This is a genomic window from Bacteroides fragilis NCTC 9343 (assembly GCF_000025985.1).
GTDB lineage: Bacteria > Bacteroidota > Bacteroidia > Bacteroidales > Bacteroidaceae > Bacteroides > Bacteroides fragilis.
This window is the reverse complement of record NC_003228.3, coordinates 3800698-3820658: the sequence shown is the minus strand read 5'-3', so window position 1 is coordinate 3820658 and position 19961 is coordinate 3800698. Positions and strand designations below refer to the sequence as shown.

The following is a 19961-nucleotide window of genomic DNA, read 5'->3' as shown; positions in this document are numbered from 1 at the left end:
ATGGACGTAAAAGAACAACTGAAAGATATAAAAACACAACTCCGCCTCTCTATGAACGGAGTCGTGTCTCAAAGCATGCGTGAAAAGGGGCTGGACTATAAACTGAACTTTGGTGTTGAATTGCCCCGTATCAAAAGCATTGCTGCCGCTTACGAGAAGAGTCATGATCTGGCACAAGCCTTGTGGAAAGAGAATATCCGTGAATGTAAGATTCTGGCAGGCTTATTACAGCCGATAGATACTTTCTTTCCCGAGATAGCCGATATTTGGGTAGAGGATATTCGGAATATCGAGATCGCTGAACTGACATGTATGAATCTGTTTCAGAATTTGCCTTATGCTCCGGCGAAAACTTTCCAATGGATTGCGGATGAGGCGGAATATACACAAGTGTGTGGCTATCTCACCATAGCCCGGTTGCTGATGAAAAAGGGAGATATGGCCCAGCGTCCTGCCGGTGAGTTGCTCGATCAGGCGATTTGTGCCGTACAGTCAGGGAGTTATCATGTTCGCAATGCGGCAATGCTTGCCATCCGTAAGTATATGCAGCATAGTGAGGAACATGCTTTTCAAGTTTGCCGTCTGGTAGAAGGCATGGAGAACTCTGAAAAAGAGGCGGAACAGATGCTGTATGCGATGGTGAAAGACGAGATAAACGATTGATTATAAATGACGGATGGTGAACAATAAACGGGTGGTATTGATTACGAATATACCCTTTATTGTTCACCATTCATCGTTTTTATATACTGTCTTCTGGTTATTGTTCCTTTATCGGTTCTACGATTGTCACATTGCTGATAAATACGCTGTCATATCTTTTATGTCCTTTTGCCCAGCGGTTGTTGTCATAACAATCAATAAAACGGAGGTTCAGGTCCTTTCGGATAGAATCCGGAATCAGCAGTTCCGCCGGCTTTTGTGAGATAAGGACGAACGGCAGCGCTTTTATGATCTCCTCTTTATTGCTTAAATCCATGTCCCCGATCTTTTTATGTGCTTCGTATACCAGTTCGATGCGCAACACTTCGTCTTTACTGTGGTAAAACGGTAAAGGTTGCAGTTCCGGATTCTCTCGGGTAGCACTGATACTTTTGGGATCCGAGTTGCTCACAAAACTTCCTATATAAGGCATCACAAATAGTTCGGCAACAGCAAATAACGCCACGATTCCCATCAGGAAGGAAAAGGGCTGAAGTTTGAAAGCAGATCGGAATAGCCATACTGCTACTGTCAGGAACAATACGACCAACCATACGAACATTCCCGTTCCCATCCGTCCTTCCCGGTACATGAATAGATAAAGCGCTATGGGTAGAGCCAATGCGGCTACTACAATCAAGTAAGCATTGATGCGGTAGAGTACCCTATCCTTAAGTTGTGGCATTTTTTGTTTTGCCTGCCGAATCCAATATACAAATAGATGTCCCATTGTCAGGGCTGCGGGCAACAATATCGGGAGTAGATAGCGTGTTTTCTTTTCCGGAAGCAGGGACAAAAAGAAAAGGATCAGTAACATCCAGCTCAGACAGAACAGATATTCTTTAGATGATTCTACTCGCTTCTTCCAGAAGGGTACTAAAAGAGTGGTCAGTGTCAGCAGTGACCATACACCCGTCTCCAAAAAGAATTGCCAGTAATAATACCAGGAACGTACGTTGTGATTACTCCAGGAAGAAGACTCTTTGTGAAACACGTAGGAAGCCATCTCTTGATGATAGATATAAATATAGGCATACCACCAAGTGCTGAGTACGATGCCGATGAGAATCATGACAGCGAGTGCAATCCACTTTCCTTTCATTTGAGTCTCTTTGCGGTAATATAAGATGTAGGCACATACGAACGGGAGAAGCAGGGCATAGAAAGATACGGGACCCTTGCCGAGAAAAGATAATCCCATAAAAATACCTGCACCAATAAAATAAGTCCACTTGCATGTATTCTGCCTTAAAGCAAGATAAAGATAATAAATGGCTCCTATCATGAACGCATGGCAATAGATATCCCAGGTAGCCGTACGTCCCATCAGAATAATGTTATACGAAGTACATAAGACGAGCGAAGATACCAGGGCATAGGTTCGGTTGTCGGTTAGCTTGGTGGCGAATTTATAAAAAAAGAGTACTAACATGACAGCGGCAAATCCGGCCATGGCGCGTTGTAAAGGGAGGTTGTCTGGCGAAATCATTTCGGTTATGGCAGCAATCCAGGTGGGGAGAGGAGGCTTTTCCAATCTTAATTCTCCGTTCATGGTTGGCACCAGCCAATTATGATCGTATACCATCTCACGTGCAGTGATGATATTTCTCGACTCCATGATATCTGCAAAGATAGCTCCATTGTTAATGAAGAAAGAACAGCAGAAAACGAGAAGGAGGAGAGGCAAGTGCCAGCGATAGTTTTGTGTAAAGGGGACTCTTGTCATAAAACATTTTTTTAGTGGTTGGCTGCAAATTTACAGATATATTTTTGCTTTCCGCAAAAAACAATTAACTTTGTTGGCGCTAAAACGGCGCCGATATGGAAACTCAAAATGTGAAAGATACGGTACGGCAGATATTCACAGAATATCTAAATGCGAACGGACATCGCAAGACTCCTGAACGTTATGCGATACTGGACACCATATACTCCATTGACGGGCATTTCGATATCGATATGCTGTATTCACAGATGATGAATCAGGAGAATTTCAGGGTGAGCAGAGCTACGCTTTATAACACCATCATCTTACTTATCAATGCCCGGCTGGTTATCAAACATCAGTTCGGTACTTCCTCCCAATACGAAAAATCATATAATCGCGAGACGCATCATCACCAGATATGTACACAATGCGGCAAGGTCACCGAGTTTCAGAACGAGGCTTTGCAGAACGCGATTGAAAACACCAAATTAAGTAAATTCCAACTTTCGCATTACTCCTTATATATATATGGTATATGTAGTAAATGCGACAGGGCAAATAAGAGAAAAAGAGTAAATAACAACAATAAAAAAGAAAAATGAAAGTAGATGTTCTATTAGGATTACAATGGGGCGACGAAGGTAAAGGAAAAGTTGTCGACGTCTTAACTCCGAAATACGATGTGGTTGCACGTTTCCAGGGTGGCCCGAATGCCGGTCATACACTTGAATTCGAAGGACAGAAATATGTGCTTCGTTCCATTCCTTCAGGTATCTTCCAGGGGGATAAGGTAAATATCATCGGTAACGGTGTTGTGCTCGATCCGGCTTTGTTCAAAGCTGAGGCAGAAGCGCTGGAGGCATCGGGACATAACCTCAAGGAGAGACTGCATATTTCGAAGAAAGCGCACCTCATTTTGCCTACACACCGTATTCTGGATGCGGCTTATGAAGCTGCCAAAGGCGATGCTAAGGTAGGAACTACCGGAAAAGGTATCGGTCCGACTTATACGGATAAAGTGAGCCGTAATGGCGTTCGTGTAGGTGATATCCTGCATAACTTTGAACAGAAATATGCTGCGGCAAAAGCTCGCCACGAACAGATCCTGAAAGGATTGAACTATGAATATGATTTGACAGAACTTGAAAAAGCCTGGTTCGAAGGAATCGAATACCTGAAACAATTCCAGTTGGTGGATAGTGAACATGAAATAAACGGTTTGCTCGATAACGGCAAATCCATTCTTTGCGAAGGTGCTCAGGGTACTATGCTGGATATTGATTTTGGCTCTTATCCGTTCGTAACTTCTTCGAACACAGTTTGTGCAGGTGCATGCACAGGTTTGGGGGTTGCTCCGAATAAGATCGGTGATGTATATGGTATCTTTAAAGCTTATTGCACACGTGTAGGTTCGGGGCCGTTCCCGACAGAGTTGTTCGATAAGACAGGGGATCAGATTTGTACACTTGGCCACGAGTTTGGTTCGGTAACCGGACGTAAACGCCGCTGCGGATGGGTGGATCTGGTTGCACTGAAGTATTCTATTATGGTTAACGGTGTCACTAAGTTGATCATGATGAAGAGCGACGTACTCGATACGTTCGAAACGATCAAAGCTTGTGTTGCTTACAAGATGAATGGTGAAGAGATCGATTACTTCCCTTACGACATAACCGATGAGGTAGAGCCGATCTATGTGGAACTTCCGGGATGGCAGACTGATATGACAAAAATGCAGAGTGAAGATGAATTCCCTGAAGAATTCAATGCTTATCTTTCGTTCCTTGAAGAACAGTTGGGCGTACAGATCAAGATTGTGTCGGTAGGCCCTGATCGCGAACAAACTATCATTAGATATACAGAAGAATAAGAAAGCCTCACCTTTCTCCCTTTTTTGTGGAGAAGGAAAAGCAGACTTTATAAAAAGCATTGATTTAAAATGAGGCCTTTCTTCCTCCCTCTCTTTCCGGAGAGGCTCGAAGTGAGGCCTTTTTATTTATAATACTTATGAAGAAACATTTTATTACGTTTTTGCTATTAGTGGGAATGACAGCTTCCCTGACAGCACAGCAAAAGTATCAACCGACAGAGGCTAACCTGAAAGCCCGGAGTGAATTTCAGGACAATAAGTTTGGAATCTTCCTTCATTGGGGACTCTATGCCATGCTCGCTACCGGAGAGTGGACGATGACAAACAATAACCTGAATTATAAAGAGTATGCCAAACTGGCCGGGGGATTCTATCCTTCGAAGTTTGATGCAGACAAATGGGTAGCAGCCATCAAGGCTTCCGGAGCTAAATATATTTGCTTCACTACTCGTCATCACGAGGGATTCTCGATGTTCGATACCAAGTACTCTGATTATAACATTGTAAAAGCGACTCCTTTCAAACGTGATGTGGTGAAGGAGCTGGCCGATGCATGTGCCAAACATGGCATCAAACTTCACTTCTATTATTCACATATAGACTGGTATCGTGAAGATGCTCCTCAGGGAAGAACCGGACGTAGAACCGGACGTCCCAATCCGAAAGGAGATTGGAAGAGCTATTATCAGTTTATGAATAATCAGTTGACAGAGCTGCTGACTAATTATGGTCCGATCGGCGCTATCTGGTTTGACGGTTGGTGGGATCAGGACATCAATCCCGATTTCGATTGGGAACTTCCCGAGCAATATGCACTTATTCATCGTTTGCAGCCGGCTTGCCTGGTAGGTAACAACCACCATCAGACACCTTTTGCCGGAGAAGATATTCAAATCTTCGAGCGTGATTTGCCGGGAGAGAATACTGCAGGACTTTCGGGACAAAGCGTCAGCCATCTGCCTCTTGAAACATGTGAGACGATGAATGGTATGTGGGGATACAAGATTACAGATCAGAATTATAAATCGACTAAAACTTTGATTCACTATCTGGTGAAAGCTGCCGGTAAAGATGCAAATCTGTTGATGAACATCGGTCCGCAACCTGATGGTGAACTTCCGGAAGTGGCCGTTCAGCGCTTGAAGGAAGTGGGAGAGTGGATGTCGAAATATGGTGAAACTATTTATGGAACCAGAGGCGGTCTGGTTGCTCCGCATGATTGGGGAGTAACGACTCAAAAAGGCAATAAACTTTATGTACACATTCTTAATTTACAGGATAAGGCACTCTTCTTGCCTATTGTCGATAAGAAAGTGAAAAAGGCGGTGGTCTTTGCTGACAAAACACCGGTACGTTTCACAAAGAATAAGGAAGGAATTGTACTGGAACTTGCTAAAGTTCCAACGGATGTAGACTACGTGGTAGAACTTACAATTGACTAATTTTTAGCTAATTCTTCATAAAAGCGATGTACGGTAAACTCCCTGTACGTCGCTTTTGTTTATTTTTGGCAAGCTATTTGTATGATAACACATATATAACAATTAAATAAGAAAGAATATGGTAATAGGATTTCAATGGATTATTTTTATTGGCATTGCTCTCGTTAGCTGGCTGGTGCAGATGAATCTGCAGAACAAGTTCAAAAAATACTCCAAGATACCGACAGGAAATGGAATGACAGGACGCGACGTAGCTATTAAAATGTTACAAGATAACGGAATATACGATGTTCAGGTGACTCATACTCCCGGACAGTTGACCGATCATTATAATCCTGCCAATAAGACAGTGAATCTGAGTGAAGGAGTATATGACAGTAACAGTATCATGGCCGCTGCCGTAGCTGCTCACGAGTGTGGACATGCGGTGCAGCATGCGCGGGCTTATGCACCCTTGACACTGCGCAGCAAGCTGGTACCGGTCGTTTCGTTCGCTTCTCAGTGGATGACATGGTTGTTGCTTGCCGGTATTTTGCTGTTAGAGCCTTTCCCGCAGTTGTTGTTTGCCGGCATTATCTTGTTTGCTATGACTACGTTATTCAGTTTTATCACCCTTCCGGTGGAGATCGATGCAAGTAAGCGTGCATTGGTATGGCTGAGTGCTTCAGGTATAACGAATTCATATAATCATAGACAGGCAGAAGATGCCCTTCGTTCAGCCGCTTATACTTATGTAGTTGCTGCCCTTGGTTCGTTGGCTACACTGATTTACTACATTATGATATTTATGGGACGTAGAGAGTGATCTTTCATCTATACACAATAAAAGAGGCTCCGTAGATTTTTCTGCGGAGCCTCTTTTATTGTGTATAGGGAAGTGTTTTTTATGTTCTAAATGTTGATAGTCTCTTTTTATATATATCTTTGTAAATGCCGATGGTGGAGATCGGGTATATAGTAAAAATTCAAATACCAATCAATATGGTCCTTATCTTATAACCCTGAGAGGACAAAACGTTTTTGCATATCGCGTGGTAACAGAAACATCCTGTTTTGGAGTTAGAGTGATAAACTGTACATCAGGTATAACCGAAAGTTGGGTTCCGGTAGATTGAGAAGTATGAAAATTAGAACAGCCCTTTTTATATTTTGCATTTCTTTATTGTCGGGGGCCTGTAGGCAAGTTGCTACAGAGTCTCGGGTGCAGCCGGCTTCTTTTGAAGTCGGTTCTTCTATGATAGCTGATACGTTTTTCTTAGATAGCTTATCTCTTTTTATGCCCGAAACAAATGAAGAAGCTTTAATAAATAACATTGATAGAGTCTATGAATCTAACGGACGATATTTTATTCTGGATAAGCGGATGAAGCAGGTGCTTTGTTATACTCTTTCCGGGAAACATTTATTTACGATACATGCTGTGGGGAATGGGAAGGGAGAGTATGTTGACCTGTTCGATATCGCTATTGATGAAGCAGAAAATAAATTGTTGCTTTTAACCTATCCTTCGCAAATTCTTTACTATGATTTGGAGGGTACATACCTGTCTTCTTATCCATTAGACGATACGTATCAATCTTTTGCCGTGGATAAAGGATTTATCTATTTGCGGAATGATACTTATGCTAATGGAGTGGTATCAGATTATTCTCTGATAGTGATTAATAAGGAAACGGGTAAACAAACTTCTTTATTAGAACCTTTATACGAAACAGCACCGTTTTGTTCTTCTGGTAATTACCAAATTACGAATACTGCCTCAGTGCTATTTACCCGTAAGTTTGACAATCATATATATCGGATAACGGGAGAATCGATTGAACCACTTTATATGGTAGATTGGAAAGATAAGGCTTTTCCGGAGAGTGATAAGCAGCGTCAGTTCCAATGTAATGATTTGAATCAGCTCTGTTATCAAGGAAAATATGTATATACTATGACTGATTTATGTGATACTCCTTCCTATTTGTTGTTTAGAACCAACCAACCTGGCATGTGTTTGCTTTCAAAAGCCACTAGTACAGTGAACAATTATCAGGTAATTATCAATACGGATTATCAGTTGCCTTTGCCCAATTATATGTCGGTAGAGGGAAAACAAAGTCGGATTTTCTTCATTTATTCATCTGAAGTACTATGCGAGCAAAAGAAATTGTCTGCTGAAGAAGATATTAATGAAAAAATGTCCAGTTTGCTAGGGCAGATAAAGGAGGGAGACAATCCGGTTATTTTTACATATCATGTGAAGTAAGTCGTTTAAAGGTTGCCCCAAACATCATAGATTCTATAAATGGCGTTTTAGAGTTGATGTTGTCTATGACGCTTGAGGATAATATCGTTTGGTCTTTTAGGCTTATTCTTGATAAGGTGATTGCCAGAAGTAAGAGTCATTATGTGAGTCGTAGGCGGTGGCACCGGGCTTTCCATTGCTACTGTATCCTTCCGGAACTAACGAGATATACATCGGCCACTTTTTGCCCGGATAGTTTGTTTCTGCGTTATATTCGCTTTGCAGAGGGCAAGTTACGTAATACAGGTTCTTGGCCATATAGTAATCCAGATAATACTCTTTGGTCTGCTTATTCTTATTATTCCAGTTTGCGTCTTCGTTTAGTACAACGGGTTGATTGTTGCGGAGGCGTTCGCGCACTTCACCAATGCCCAGAAGGTTTCCTTTTTCATCTGTTACATAAGCGTTGAATGTCGGGTCCATCCATAACCATTTGTCGAGGGTGTTGGAGTAGACCGCATTGATGACGTGGCAATCGTTGATCATCACTTTGGGCATACAGGTGATGAAACGGGATTTGAATCCCATAGCCAGATAGCACTCGTTCAGCATTTGTGCCATCATCCGGCAGTTTACGCCCCGGTTCTCCTTTTTGCAAAGTTCTACCATGGCTATTGTGTTCCGCTCTTCCGGATTACGTGAATTGCCATCATGCGGAACTATGTTGTGAACCCAGTAGAGAAGGTTTTTGATTTTAGAGATCTCGTCTCCGCTTCCGGCGATGCTATCCAGGTTGAAATGTTTCCGTAACTGTACCAGATTACTGTCGTTAGGATTCATGTAGGTGAAGCGGGGTAGAGTGTCAGTTACTGATTCATTATAACATATCGGTTTTGTTTCAGTTCTGTTGTATCCTTCGGCTTGTTGCAGAATATACAGATAGTCACTGTCCAGACGCATTTTAGCCATTATTTCCAGATACTTCTTCTCTTTACGTAAATTGTCGATGTCACTGTCACCTTTAGCATGGTTGTAATCATTCCATCCGGAGTTGAAAGCCTTCTCAAAGTTTTTTAGGGCTGCCTTTTTCTTTCCCTGAAGTGCCTGATAGCAAGCAAGGTCGTAATAAACCAATCCTGTTATATTTTTTGCATTTTCCTGAAGTTGTTGAGGCAATCCTTGATACAACTTCAGTTTCTCCCAATTTAATTTCTCGGCCTTTTTGTAATCTTTCTGTTTGCGGGCGTTTGCTACTTCCTGAGTGAGTGCGCTGTACTTTCTCTCAAATTCTTTTTTTTCGTTGTTTTGTGCCATTCCCGATAGTCCAAGGCATAACATTGTAATGATCAAAAAAACTGTTTTCATATGATTTCTGTTAGATAATGTGATTTCTTTGTCTTTCAGAAAGCAAATAGTATACCAAATTAATAAATATCTCTTATTGAGCAGAATGGCATTAAAAAGTATTGTCCGAAAATGAACAGTCTTAACGGAACCGGACACCGGATACATTTGCTTACAGATTCACAGAAAGTCTGTGGTTTCTGTTTCAATAATCAATTATTTCATATAACTTTGCAACTCAATTCAATAAAACAGTTAGAACAATGGCAGCAAAACCAGGTATACCTAAAGGAACACGTGATTTTTCGCCCGTAGAGATGGCGAAGCGTAACTACATATTCAATACCATTCGTGACGTTTATCATCTGTATGGTTTCCAGCAGATAGAAACTCCTTCCATGGAGATGCTTTCTACCCTGATGGGGAAATATGGTGAAGAAGGTGACAAACTACTTTTTAAGATTCAGAATTCCGGCAATTATTTTTCAGGCATTACTGACGAAGAGCTGTTGAGTCGCAATGCGGCTAAGCTGGCAAGTAAATTCTGTGAAAAAGGTTTGCGTTATGACCTCACAGTGCCTTTCGCCCGTTATGTAGTGATGCACCGTGACGAAATTACTTTCCCTTTCAAACGTTATCAGATTCAGCCCGTATGGCGTGCCGACCGTCCTCAGAAAGGACGTTACCGTGAGTTTTACCAATGTGATGCTGATGTCGTAGGCAGTGATTCATTGCTGAACGAAGTTGAATTGATGCAGATTGTTGATACGGTGTTTACCCGTTTCGGTATCCGCGTTTGCATTAAAATCAATAATCGTAAGATTCTGACCGGTATTGCCGAAATCATAGGAGAGGCGGATAAAATAGTAGATATTACAGTAGCAATCGATAAACTGGATAAAATTGGTTTGGACAATGTCAATAAAGAGCTGGCCGAGAAGGGTATCAGTGGAGAGGCTATTGCCAAACTGCAACCTATCATTCTTCTGAGTGGAACCAATGCTGAGAAGTTGGCTACACTGAAGACTGTACTTTCCGATAGCGAAACAGGTTTGAAGGGAGTGGAAGAGAGTGAGTTTATTTTGAATACCCTTCAAACGATGGGACTGAAAAACGAAATAGAGCTTGACTTGACATTGGCACGTGGATTGAATTACTATACAGGTGCTATTTTTGAGGTGAAGGCGCTTGATGTGCAGATTGGCAGTATCACCGGTGGAGGTCGTTACGATAACCTGACTGGTGTATTCGGTATGGCAGGAGTATCGGGCGTAGGTATTTCGTTTGGTGCCGACCGTATTTTCGATGTGCTCAACCAGTTGGAACTGTATCCGAAGGAGGCCGTTAATGGAACTCAGCTTCTGTTTATTAACTTCGGTGAGAAAGAAGCTGCTTTTTCTATGGGTATTCTGTCTAAGGCCCGCGCAGCCGGTATTCGTGCCGAGATATTCCCCGACGCTGCGAAAATGAAGAAACAGATGAGTTATGCAAATGTTAAGAACATTCCTTTCGTTGCTATCGTAGGTGAGAATGAAATGAATGAAGGAAAAGCTATGCTGAAAAACATGGAAAGCGGTGAACAGCAATTGGTTACTGCTGAAGAACTGATTGGCGCTTTAACAAAATAAGGAAAGTGCCCTTACCTTTTTAAAACCGGGGACTGTTGGTGTAAAAAAGGTAAGGAGATAAAAGGAACGGGACCTTGGTTTAAAACCAAAGGCCCCGTTCTTTTTTATAAGTCTTTTCAACGCCAATACTGATTGGATTGATGATTGCTGTTTTCATCGGATTCCACCGCCATAAAGATCACAGAGTTTTAACTGTTTTCAGATTATCTTCGTAATAAATCAGTGCTCTCCCTGTCTTTTTCAGTGGAATGTGTTTTATAAATGACGTTCCGGATACATATCTTCCCACCACTGAGGACTATCCTGCAACCAGCGGGCAAACCATGCCATAATACTGTTATGCCATTGCATGCGTTTCGGATAGTCGGCAATAAAGTGGTTTTCTCCATCTACAGTGATGAACTCTACTGTTTTACCCAATATTTTCAGAGCATTGAATAGCTGGATGCTTTCACCGATAGGTACGTTGGTATCTACGGTGCCGTGCAACAACAGAAGCGGGGTGTTTATTTTATCGGCGTTGAAGAGCGAACCTTGTTTGGTGAACAGTTCCGGATTGTTCCAGGGATAACTGTCGGCTGCCGCTATGGCATTATAACCGTATCCCCAATAGCCTTCACCCCAATAACTGGTCACATTGCTGATACCGGCATGTGAAACTGCGGCGGCGAAAATATCCGTCTGAGTCTGGAGGTATTGTGTCATGAATCCACCGTAAGATGCACCGAGACAACCGATTTTTTTATCATTCACGAACGGGTGTTCCTTGCAGAACTGTTTGGTACCTTCAATGATGTCGTCCGCAGTACGTTTGCCCCAGGCATTGACATGGCGTGCTGAAAACTCCTGTCCGAATCCGATTGTTCCGCTCGGCTGGATAACATATACCACGTAGTCGCGTGAAGCAAACAACTGTGCGCAGTACGGATTACTGATCCCCCGTTCTGTGGGAGTCGTTCCTCCGTAATAGTACACAATTAGAGGATATTTCTTGTTCGGGTCGAATGAAGGCGGCAGACACATCATCCCTTTGATCTCTGTTCCGTCTGAAGCTGTGAAGTTCCAGGGTTTCATTTCGCCCAGTTCAATTCTCTCCAGAGTCGGTTTCATCGGGTCGGCTATCAGTCGAGAGGTTTTCTTTTTCAGGTCGTATACATAAGCGACTCCTGCATTGTAGCATCCCTGTCCGATATAAGCAGCCAATGACGGATTGTTTTCCGACATGGCAAATGCACTGGTGACATCAGTCTCCAGGTTCAGCTTTTCAAACTTACGATCTTTGGGTGAATAGCGATAGATATTCCGGCAATCTTCATCATTGGTGCTGAAGTAGATGCAACCGTCACCCTTGTTCCATTGCAGGAAGTTGACAGACGGATTGAATTCTTTGGTGATCGGATCGATTTTACGGGTAGCCAGATCCATGATAAATGCCTGAGAGTCGAAGTCATTGGCGATAGGGTGGTTGCCGCAATTCTTACCGATACCGTCAAAAGCTTCCGGGCTTGCCGTCAATAGCAATTGCTTACCGTCCGGTGAGTAGCTGGCTCCTCCGAGGAATCGGTCTTCGAAGAACAGTGTGTCGACGGCCAATGTTTCAAGATTTACCTGAAACAAAGAGCTCAAAGAGAAAGGACGTTGCGTGATATTCTCCTTTGAACTGCTGTAAAGCAGATATTTACCATCCGGTGAAATGTCCTGCATATAAGTGCTGTGATTACCGTAAGTGAGCCGTTCTGATGTTCCGCTGGCGATGTCATATCTGGCCAGGAAGCTGCGTCCGCGTGTATTGGGGATACGGTCTGCCGGGCTGACAATACGTTTCAACGGACCTTCATCTTTTACACCTTCTTCACGGGGATAGTATATCAGGAAGTCCTCGTTGGGCGACCAACTGAATCCCTGCTCGGGGATACCTCGCAAAAGAACTTCTTCTTTCAGTGTGACAGGATCGAGAGTGATAACGTCATTTCCTTCCGGAGCCACTACTGTATAATACAGTTTATTACTTTTCGGCATCCATCGCATACCATCTCTTAGATTAGTGAGCAGCACTTTTCCTGTTTTCAGTTCGGTCAGTTCACAATAAGTGCGCGAACGTTTCAGCGAATGGTTATCCCAATAACGGGTTAGCAGATATTTTCCGTCCGGTGATACGGAAACAGCTATGGCACGGTTACCGTATACTGTGTTATCGAGTGAGAAACGATGTTTCTGTTCAGGATCGGTGCTGCATGCCACTTCTTTGAATTTGTCATCTTTTACCAGTTCGCATTTCAGTGAAGGTACGGTTTTGTCGTCCGGAGTCGAAAGCAGTTTGATGGCTATTTCATAATCCATTTCGGGTTCGAGGCGTAAAGCGACCTCTTTGGTTGCTGCTTTAGAGATGCTGTCTTCCGAAGCATCCTTTACCATCTTCGATTCACCATTAATGAAAAGCTCCCATCTGACCGGAGAGGTCACTTTCAGTTTACCTTTCATAAAGCGTTCGGCACGCAGTTGGGTTTTGATCAGGTAAAGCAGATTGTCTTTATCAGCTTTCGCGAAGGTGACCAGACCGGCTGTATCGGCAGCTGTCATTTGAGTCGGTGCATTGGCAAGGTCGAGTACTACCGGTGTTTGTAGCAATGCTTTGGCTGTGTGTTTTTCTCCTTTCGGGTTGATGCTATCGTTCATGATCGGAGTACGCACCGTAATGGCATTCCTCACCTGATAGCGGGTCAGCTTCTCCTGTGCATGTGTGGCAAGTCCTGTTGTTATCAACAGCGCCATCATCAGTAACTTTTTGTCCATTGTAGTTTTGAGTTTATAATTGGTTATTTCATTTTGTACACCAGTGTACCTCCCTTCACGATATTTTCATGTGAAATGTAGTTTTTAGTATAGGGTTCACCATTCAGTGTGATACTGTCGATATATTTATGTTCTTTCGATAAATTTTCGGCAATGACCGTAAACGTTTTACCATCCGGCAGATGGAGAACAATTTTAGGCATCTGCGGAGCACCGAACACATAATGTCCGCTCACCGGATCGACCGGATAGAATCCCATGGCATTGAACATATACCAAGCCGACATCTGTCCGCAGTCGTCATTGCCGCAGAGCCCGTCAGGTTTGTTTTTGTATTGGGTATCGAAGATTTCACGGATCAGCTCCTGAGTGCGTTCCGGCTTTCCGGCCAGTGCGTACAAGAAAGTGACGTGATGACTTGGTTCGTTACCGTGAGCATATTGACCGATCAGTCCGGTTACGTCGGCCAGTCCGCTTCCTTTCAGTTCGATAGTAAACAATGAATCCAGTTTGTTGAGGAAAACTTCTTTACCGCCAAACAGTTCGATCAATCCCGGTACATCGTGCTGGACATGCCAGGTATATTGCCAGGCATTTCCTTCTGTATAATCGCCCCCACGGCTTTCTGCATGTGCCAGATCACTGGGATTGAAAGGAGTCTTCCAACGTCCGTCGGCATAACGCGGGCGCATAAACTGTGTTTCTTTATCGAATAGGTTCTTGTAGAATTCCGAACGTTTCCCGAAGTATTCCGCATCTTCTTTTTTACCCATTAACCCGGCCATGGTAGCTGCGGCATAATCATCGTAAACCGATTCGAGGGTGCGTGAAACCGATTCGGCATCTACTTTGTCTGTCGGGTAGTAGCCGTATTTCATATAAATTTCCCAGTCCGATTTCGGATGTGAAACGGTCAGTGTCTGTTTGATGGCATCGAATGCTTTCTCGGCATCAAAGCCGCGGAAACCTTTCTTGTAGGCTTCGGCAATAACCGAAACCGAGTGGTTACCGATCATCGTATTCGTTTCTTTACCCCATAAGGTCCAGACGGGTAAATAGCCTTGTGCCTGATTTTGTTCGATCATCGAATTGATAAAGCCGTCTACTCGTTCGGGTACGGCCAGAGTATAGAAAGGATGGGCGGCTCGGTAGGTATCCCAAATTGAAAAAGTAGAGTAATAAACGCCTGATGAGGATTTTACAATCGAATCTTTGGCATTGCGGTATCTTCCGTCCACGTCAGCAATATTATTAGGTTGTATCAGTGCGTGGTAGAAACTGGTATAGAAATTCTCCAATTCATCCGGAGTACCTGTTACCTCGATGCGGCTCAGGTAACTGTTCCAGCTGTCTTTTGCTTTTTGTCTTGTCCCGTCGAAGTCCCAGTCAGCCAATTCTTTCTCCATATTCTTATGGGCACCGTCTACACCGACTGTGGAGATAGCGACTTTCATCAGCAACTGTTCGTCCGGTTTCATGTCGAAGCTCATGATCAGGCGTTTTCCTTTTTCCGTCTCTTCCATCGGCAGATAGATGGAGTCGGTCACCGGTTTATTGAATTTCATGACAAAATACAAATCTTGGTTTACCCATACACTGCTACGTACGTGTCCGGTCAGTGTTTGAGCATCTTCCCAGTTGATTTCACAGGCTTTGACATGCGATTTGTATTGTTGGGGATTCCATACCAAGCCGTGTTGTAAGTCAAGTAGCAATGAAGCCGAGTCGGCATTCTGATAAGTGTAACGATGCAGGGCTACATGATCCGTAGCGGTCAGTTCTGCTTTTACCTTATATTTATCGAGTTCTACGGTATAGTAGCCCGGAGTAGCGCTTTCTGTCTTTTTAGAAAATCCGCTTTTATAGTCGTCCCGAACTCTCTGCCCGGTGACAGGCATTACCAGTAGATCACCCAGATCCATGCAACCGGTGCCGTTGAGGTGAGTCTGTGAGAATCCCCAGATCAGCGAATCCTGATAATTGTATCCGGAGCAATATTGCCATCCGATGGCGTTGGTTTCCGGACTTGCCTGGATCAGCCCGAAAGGCAGGCAAGCACCCGGGAAGGTGTGACCGTTGTCGGCTGCTCCGATAAAGGTGTTTACGTACTGAGTGTAGTCTTGGGGTGCTGTCGGAGTTTCGGGAGTGCAGGAGGTGCAAAGACCGATCCCCAGACATGCAGTCATAAAGGTTGATTTGAACTTCATAGCAATGACCTTGATAAATTATTTTTGTGACAAAGATAAGCAAACTGAGGGCAGAATAAAATGAACTCGTTCATTTTTTATGCCAAAGTGCGGCTTATCTTCACTTTTCGGGCAAAAATAAGGAAAAAACTGACAGTATCGTACAGAATAAAGGAAGAAGGCTGTAAGCAAGGAATTTAGAAGACGGACGGATCAGAGGAGATGGGAACCCGTTATCTCTTGCAGAAGAACACTCTCGTCATACTTCCGTCAAACAATTGTAATACGTAAGCTGTTTCTTTGCAAACAGATAATGGAATACAATGATAGGTCTTTTTAATGATTGTTTCCCTCCGATCATGGATGGGGTATCACTTACTACACAGAACTATGCCTACTGGCTGCATAGGAAGGCGGGGAATGTTTGTGTGGTGACTCCTAAGTCACCTGATGCGAGAGATGCGGAAGAATATCCGGTTTACCGCTATTCATCTGTTCCCATTCCTATGAGAAAGCCTTATAGACTGGGTTTTCCGCGCATCGATTGGCCTTTTCACGAGCGTATCAGCCGGCTTTCATTCGAGCTGGTACATGCCCATTGTCCCTTTTCTTCGGGAGCACTGGCCATGCAGATTGCCAGAGAACAGCATGTTCCGATTGTAGCTACGTTTCACTCCAAGTACCGGGCGGATTTTGAGAGGGCTATTCCTTCCCGTCTGTTGGTGAACTATCTGATAAGAAAGGTGATTCGTTTTTACGAAGCTGCGGATGAAGTGTGGATTCCCCAGGCAGCTGTCGAAGAGACGTTGCGGGAGTATGGGTATAAGGGCAGGATAGAAGTGGTGGATAACGGAAATGATTTTGCAGGTACGCCTTTTCTCCAATCTGTCCGGCAGGAGGCTCGGAGGACTTTAGGTATCCGTTCCGGGGAGTTTATGTTTCTTTTTGTCGGTCAACATATTTGGGAGAAAAATCTCGGTTTTTTGCTCGATTCGCTTGTCCGTTTGTCTGATATACCTTTTCGGATGTACTTTGTCGGTTCAGGCTATGCAAGCCATGAATTGAAACAAAAGGTTGTGGAACTGGGATTGGCTTCCAAAGTGTCTTTTGTAGGTAGTATTGTGGAACGCGAGATCTTGAAACGCTATTATGTTGCTGCCGATCTGTTTCTGTTTCCTTCTTTGTACGATAACGCTCCGCTGGTGATACGTGAAGCGGCTGCATTGGGCACTCCTTCGGTATTGATCAGGGATTCTACCGCTTCGGAAATAATCTCCGATTCGGTAAATGGTTTTCTGAGTCCCAATAGCACAGAGGCTTATTCCAATCGCATACGTGAAATATTATGCAGTACTGCTATAATAAAACAGGTGGGAGAGGAGGCATCACGAACTATTGCCCGGTCATGGGAAGACGTGGCCGGTGAAGTGTACGATCGTTATAACCGGTTGATAAAGCGAAACGGAAATAAATAAGATTATCATTGAAACTCTCTTCCTCCATTATGTCAGATTCTATTAAAACCTTTAAAACCGGCTATATCCTGCTTCCCGTCCTGATAGGGCTGTCGGTGGTGGGGTGGTTGTTCTACTGGGAGTTCAATCCGGAACTTTTCAGTGGCATTCGTTTCTCTTGGCGTCTGGTAGGCGGATTGCTACTTGCCGTACTTTTTATGTTTGGACGAGACGGTGGGCTGATGTGGCGTTTCCGCTTTATTACTGACCGGGAATTAACTTGGCGTCAGGCATTCCGGGTAAATATGCTTTGTGAATTTACATCGGCAGTGACTCCTTCTGCCGTGGGAGGGAGTAGCCTGATCGTGTTATTTTTGAATAAAGAAGGCATTAATGCCGGACGCAGTACAGCTTTGACTATCTCCTGCCTGTTTCTGGATGAGCTATTTCTTGTATTGGCCTGTCCGTTTGCTTTACTTCTATTTTCATTCGATGATCTGTTTGGTAATGTGGCGATTCTATCTTCGGGAATAGAGGTACTGTTTTTTCTGGTCTATGGAGTCGTTACGATTTGGACTTTCCTGTTATATCTTGCATTGTTCCGCCGTCCGGAATGGGTAAAACGTTTGTTGCTCACTATTTTCCGCTTGCCACTGCTTCGCCGTTGGCACAAGGCCATCGAAACACTTACGGACAATCTGGTATTAAGTTCCAGAGAGATGAGTCAGAAGTCTTTTACCTTTTGGTTGAAAGCTTTTGGGATTACTTGCTTGGCTTGGACTTCACGTTATCTGGTAGTCAATGCTTTGCTGATAGCCTTTACTACTTCGGGTAGCCAACTGTTGGCTTTTGTGCGTCAGCTGATTCTATGGGTAGTGATGACTATCAGCCCTACTCCCGGTGGAAGCGGAGTAAGCGAATATATGTTTCGTGAATATTATGCCGATTTTTTTGATGTGGCAGGTATGGCTTTGGTCGTTGCTTTCGTTTGGCGGATTATTACTTATTATATGTATTTGCTGATAGGTGCTATCATTATTCCCGGTTGGGTGAAGAAGTTGAGAGATTAAACAACGTTGTCACAAGCCTGTAAAAAGAACGTAAATTCTTGCCGCTATCTTTGTCATACCCAAATTAAAAGAGTATCCCCCTATGAGTAGAGAAGAATTACAGCAAAAAAGTCGTTTCGCCATGATAGGAACATTGATGACCATTGTCAGTCTGGTGTTTTTGTTTTATGTAGGCAGTTCGTTGGTCAATACTACTAAGAAATATAAAGAGCTGGCCATTGAGATAGCTTGTATAAACAAGTAGCCTGATTATCTTGTATCCGGAGAAATGATTTGACCAATTTCCGGGAAATGTGTGATGCTTTAAAGTATCCGTAGGAGAAATATTGTCTTTATAAAACATACTTCTCCTACGAAAAATGGTTCTTCAAATTTGGTGGTAAGTTTTCTTTTACTCATGGAATCTAATTCAGTTTTCGGAAGTGTAAGCCCTCGTTTATAGTTGACAAAAAAGCAGGTATCCCGGCTTTCGCCCGAAGAGTCCATCCGTGAGGTGAAGAAGCTAATCTTAGACTAAACTGTCTGAAAATCAATATCTTTAAAAAGTAAGATTTCTGTCCTCAAAAGCTTTGTTTTAACACAGTGTTAAAGCTTGTTCTTTGGATGTGAATAAAAAGTTCTTTAAATGCAAAAGACTTGTTATTTGCGCACAAGAACCTGACAATCCGCAAAAGGCGTTAACAATGTTAATTGAAAAAAGGTATAAGGATGAAGATACCGGTTCAGACGGCGTAAACTCATTTCCGAAACTTGAGCTATCTTATTCAGCCGGTGTCTGTCTTTTCTTATTAAAGCAAGCAAAAAGGACAATTATCAACTTGAAAATAAAGAAATAAAGAATTTACCACTAAATTTGAAGAAGAACCCGAAAAATGATTTTCGATCTTCCATCTTCCACCTTTCAGGATGTATGTTGTTGATTACAAGATGCCTATCCTAGTGGGAGATGCTGTTTTGAGGCTATTTATATTCCACCTTTATCTTCCACTTTAATTTATTTCTTTTTTGCTGAAACTATTTTCTGGTTTTATCGACTAATGGATTAAAAGAGACAAAAAACATGGAAATAGAAAAAGATTTTATAGACCTACTGACTGAACACAAAGCGCTGATATATAAAGTCTGTTTTATGTATGCCTCCAATCAGGAAGATTTGAACGATCTTTATCAGGAAGTAGTAGTCAACTTATGGTGTTCTTATCCTAAATTCAGGTATGAAAGTAAATTGTCTACCTGGATATATCGCGTAGCTTTAAATACTTGTATCTCGGATTTACGGAAAAAGAAAGTACTGGATTATGTACCATTGAGCGTGGATATCGGAGTGTATGATGACTGTTTGCGCAATGATTCTTTAAAAGAGATGTATCAGTTGATATGTCAACTCGACCGATATGAACGGATGCTTGTCCTGCTATGGCTGGATGAAAATAGTTATGACGAAATAGCATCCATTACCGGAAGTAACCGAAATACAGTAGCTGTCAAGTTGCATCGGATCAAAGATAAATTAAAAAAGATGTCGAACCAATAA

General features: G+C 43.0%; 16 protein-coding genes. 12 read left to right on the top strand and 4 right to left on the bottom strand.

Annotation, left to right across the window (positions count from 1 at the left end):
- The gene (locus tag BF9343_RS15615; protein ID WP_005789797.1) at window positions 1-663 is read left to right on the top strand and encodes a DNA alkylation repair protein; all 663 of its coding nucleotides are present in this window, start codon (window positions 1-3) and stop codon (window positions 661-663) included.
- A 97-nt stretch (window positions 664-760) separates the two neighbouring features.
- On the opposite strand, the gene BF9343_RS15610 is transcribed toward BF9343_RS15615, so the two are convergent.
- Complete coding sequence (locus BF9343_RS15610; protein WP_010993324.1) at window positions 761-2428, bottom strand: ArnT family glycosyltransferase; 1668 nt, start codon at window positions 2426-2428, stop codon at window positions 761-763.
- A 95-nt stretch (window positions 2429-2523) separates the two neighbouring features.
- Between BF9343_RS15610 and BF9343_RS15605 the strand changes: the two genes are divergently transcribed.
- From BF9343_RS15605 to BF9343_RS15585, 5 genes are all read left to right on the top strand, one after another.
- The gene (locus BF9343_RS15605; RefSeq protein WP_005789793.1) at window positions 2524-3012 is read left to right on the top strand and encodes a Fur family transcriptional regulator; all 489 of its coding nucleotides are present in this window, start codon (window positions 2524-2526) and stop codon (window positions 3010-3012) included.
- Window positions 3009-4280 carry an adenylosuccinate synthase gene (locus tag BF9343_RS15600; protein WP_005789791.1) on the top strand — a complete coding sequence of 424 codons (1272 nt, stop codon included), beginning with the start codon at window positions 3009-3011 and terminating at the stop codon, window positions 4278-4280. Before BF9343_RS15605 ends, BF9343_RS15600 begins: the two co-directional genes overlap by 4 nt.
- 137 nt (window positions 4281-4417) lie before the next feature.
- Complete coding sequence (locus BF9343_RS15595) at window positions 4418-5722, top strand: alpha-L-fucosidase (RefSeq protein WP_008769537.1); 1305 nt, start codon at window positions 4418-4420, stop codon at window positions 5720-5722.
- A gap of 118 nt (window positions 5723-5840) precedes the next feature.
- Window positions 5841-6527, top strand: a complete 687-nt coding sequence (locus BF9343_RS15590) for a zinc metallopeptidase (RefSeq protein WP_005789787.1) — start codon at window positions 5841-5843, stop codon at window positions 6525-6527.
- A gap of 471 nt (window positions 6528-6998) precedes the next feature.
- The gene (locus BF9343_RS15585; RefSeq protein ID WP_005799019.1) at window positions 6999-7973 is read left to right on the top strand and encodes a 6-bladed beta-propeller; all 975 of its coding nucleotides are present in this window, start codon (window positions 6999-7001) and stop codon (window positions 7971-7973) included.
- 102 nt (window positions 7974-8075) lie between these two features.
- Here BF9343_RS15585 and BF9343_RS15580 read toward each other — a convergent pair whose 3' ends face one another.
- A complete protein-coding gene (locus tag BF9343_RS15580) occupies window positions 8076-9464 on the bottom strand; it encodes a TPR end-of-group domain-containing protein (RefSeq protein ID WP_005789783.1) in 1389 nt (462 codons plus the stop codon).
- Window positions 9465-9559: 95 nt separating this feature from the next.
- On the opposite strand from BF9343_RS15580, the gene hisS reads away from it, so the two are divergent.
- Complete coding sequence (hisS, locus tag BF9343_RS15575) at window positions 9560-10924, top strand: histidine--tRNA ligase (RefSeq protein ID WP_010993322.1); 1365 nt, start codon at window positions 9560-9562, stop codon at window positions 10922-10924.
- 255 nt (window positions 10925-11179) lie between these two features.
- On the opposite strand, the gene BF9343_RS15570 is transcribed toward hisS, so the two are convergent.
- Together BF9343_RS15570 and BF9343_RS15565 are read right to left on the bottom strand one after the other, a co-directional pair.
- Entirely contained in the window at window positions 11180-13717 is a 2538-nt protein-coding gene (locus BF9343_RS15570; RefSeq protein ID WP_010993321.1) for a S9 family peptidase, read from the bottom strand.
- 23 nt (window positions 13718-13740) lie between these two features.
- The gene (locus BF9343_RS15565) at window positions 13741-15924 is read right to left on the bottom strand and encodes a GH92 family glycosyl hydrolase (protein ID WP_010993320.1); all 2184 of its coding nucleotides are present in this window, start codon (window positions 15922-15924) and stop codon (window positions 13741-13743) included.
- A 302-nt stretch (window positions 15925-16226) separates the two neighbouring features.
- On the opposite strand from BF9343_RS15565, the gene BF9343_RS15560 reads away from it, so the two are divergent.
- The 5 genes from BF9343_RS15560 to BF9343_RS15545 all read left to right on the top strand — a co-directional run bounded on the left by BF9343_RS15560 (window position 16227) and on the right by BF9343_RS15545 (window position 19961).
- Window positions 16227-17378, top strand: a complete 1152-nt coding sequence (locus tag BF9343_RS15560) for a glycosyltransferase family 4 protein (protein WP_005814817.1) — start codon at window positions 16227-16229, stop codon at window positions 17376-17378.
- Window positions 17379-17407: 29 nt separating this feature from the next.
- Window positions 17408-18427 (top strand): lysylphosphatidylglycerol synthase transmembrane domain-containing protein, encoded by a 1020-nt coding sequence (locus tag BF9343_RS15555; RefSeq protein WP_041926247.1) that lies wholly within the window; start codon window positions 17408-17410, stop codon window positions 18425-18427.
- An 82-nt stretch (window positions 18428-18509) separates the two neighbouring features.
- Complete coding sequence (locus tag BF9343_RS23765; protein ID WP_005789763.1) at window positions 18510-18671, top strand: hypothetical protein; 162 nt, start codon at window positions 18510-18512, stop codon at window positions 18669-18671.
- Window positions 18672-19032: 361 nt separating this feature from the next.
- Window positions 19033-19263, top strand: coding sequence for a hypothetical protein (locus BF9343_RS23975; protein ID WP_029327280.1), 231 nt, complete (start codon window positions 19033-19035; stop codon window positions 19261-19263).
- 224 nt (window positions 19264-19487) lie between these two features.
- On the top strand, window positions 19488-19961 hold the full coding sequence (locus BF9343_RS15545) for a sigma-70 family RNA polymerase sigma factor (RefSeq protein ID WP_005789761.1): 474 nt from the start codon (window positions 19488-19490) through the stop codon (window positions 19959-19961).

Coding starts and splice junctions, on each gene's coding strand:
- BF9343_RS15615 (WP_005789797.1), top strand. CDS start 1: ATGGACGTAAAAGAACAACTGAAAGATATAAAAACACAACTCCGCCTC.
- BF9343_RS15610 (WP_010993324.1), bottom strand. CDS start 2,428: ATGACAAGAGTCCCCTTTACACAAAACTATCGCTGGCACTTGCCTCTC.
- BF9343_RS15605 (WP_005789793.1), top strand. CDS start 2,524: ATGGAAACTCAAAATGTGAAAGATACGGTACGGCAGATATTCACAGAA.
- BF9343_RS15600 (WP_005789791.1), top strand. CDS start 3,009: ATGAAAGTAGATGTTCTATTAGGATTACAATGGGGCGACGAAGGTAAA.
- BF9343_RS15595 (WP_008769537.1), top strand. CDS start 4,418: ATGAAGAAACATTTTATTACGTTTTTGCTATTAGTGGGAATGACAGCT.
- BF9343_RS15590 (WP_005789787.1), top strand. CDS start 5,841: ATGGTAATAGGATTTCAATGGATTATTTTTATTGGCATTGCTCTCGTT.
- BF9343_RS15585 (WP_005799019.1), top strand. CDS start 6,999: ATGCCCGAAACAAATGAAGAAGCTTTAATAAATAACATTGATAGAGTC.
- BF9343_RS15580 (WP_005789783.1), bottom strand. CDS start 9,464: ATGTATCCGGTGTCCGGTTCCGTTAAGACTGTTCATTTTCGGACAATA.
- hisS (WP_010993322.1), top strand. CDS start 9,560: ATGGCAGCAAAACCAGGTATACCTAAAGGAACACGTGATTTTTCGCCC.
- BF9343_RS15570 (WP_010993321.1), bottom strand. CDS start 13,717: ATGGACAAAAAGTTACTGATGATGGCGCTGTTGATAACAACAGGACTT.
- BF9343_RS15565 (WP_010993320.1), bottom strand. CDS start 15,924: ATGAAGTTCAAATCAACCTTTATGACTGCATGTCTGGGGATCGGTCTT.
- BF9343_RS15560 (WP_005814817.1), top strand. CDS start 16,227: ATGATAGGTCTTTTTAATGATTGTTTCCCTCCGATCATGGATGGGGTA.
- BF9343_RS15555 (WP_041926247.1), top strand. CDS start 17,408: ATGTCAGATTCTATTAAAACCTTTAAAACCGGCTATATCCTGCTTCCC.
- BF9343_RS23765 (WP_005789763.1), top strand. CDS start 18,510: ATGAGTAGAGAAGAATTACAGCAAAAAAGTCGTTTCGCCATGATAGGA.
- BF9343_RS15545 (WP_005789761.1), top strand. CDS start 19,488: ATGGAAATAGAAAAAGATTTTATAGACCTACTGACTGAACACAAAGCG.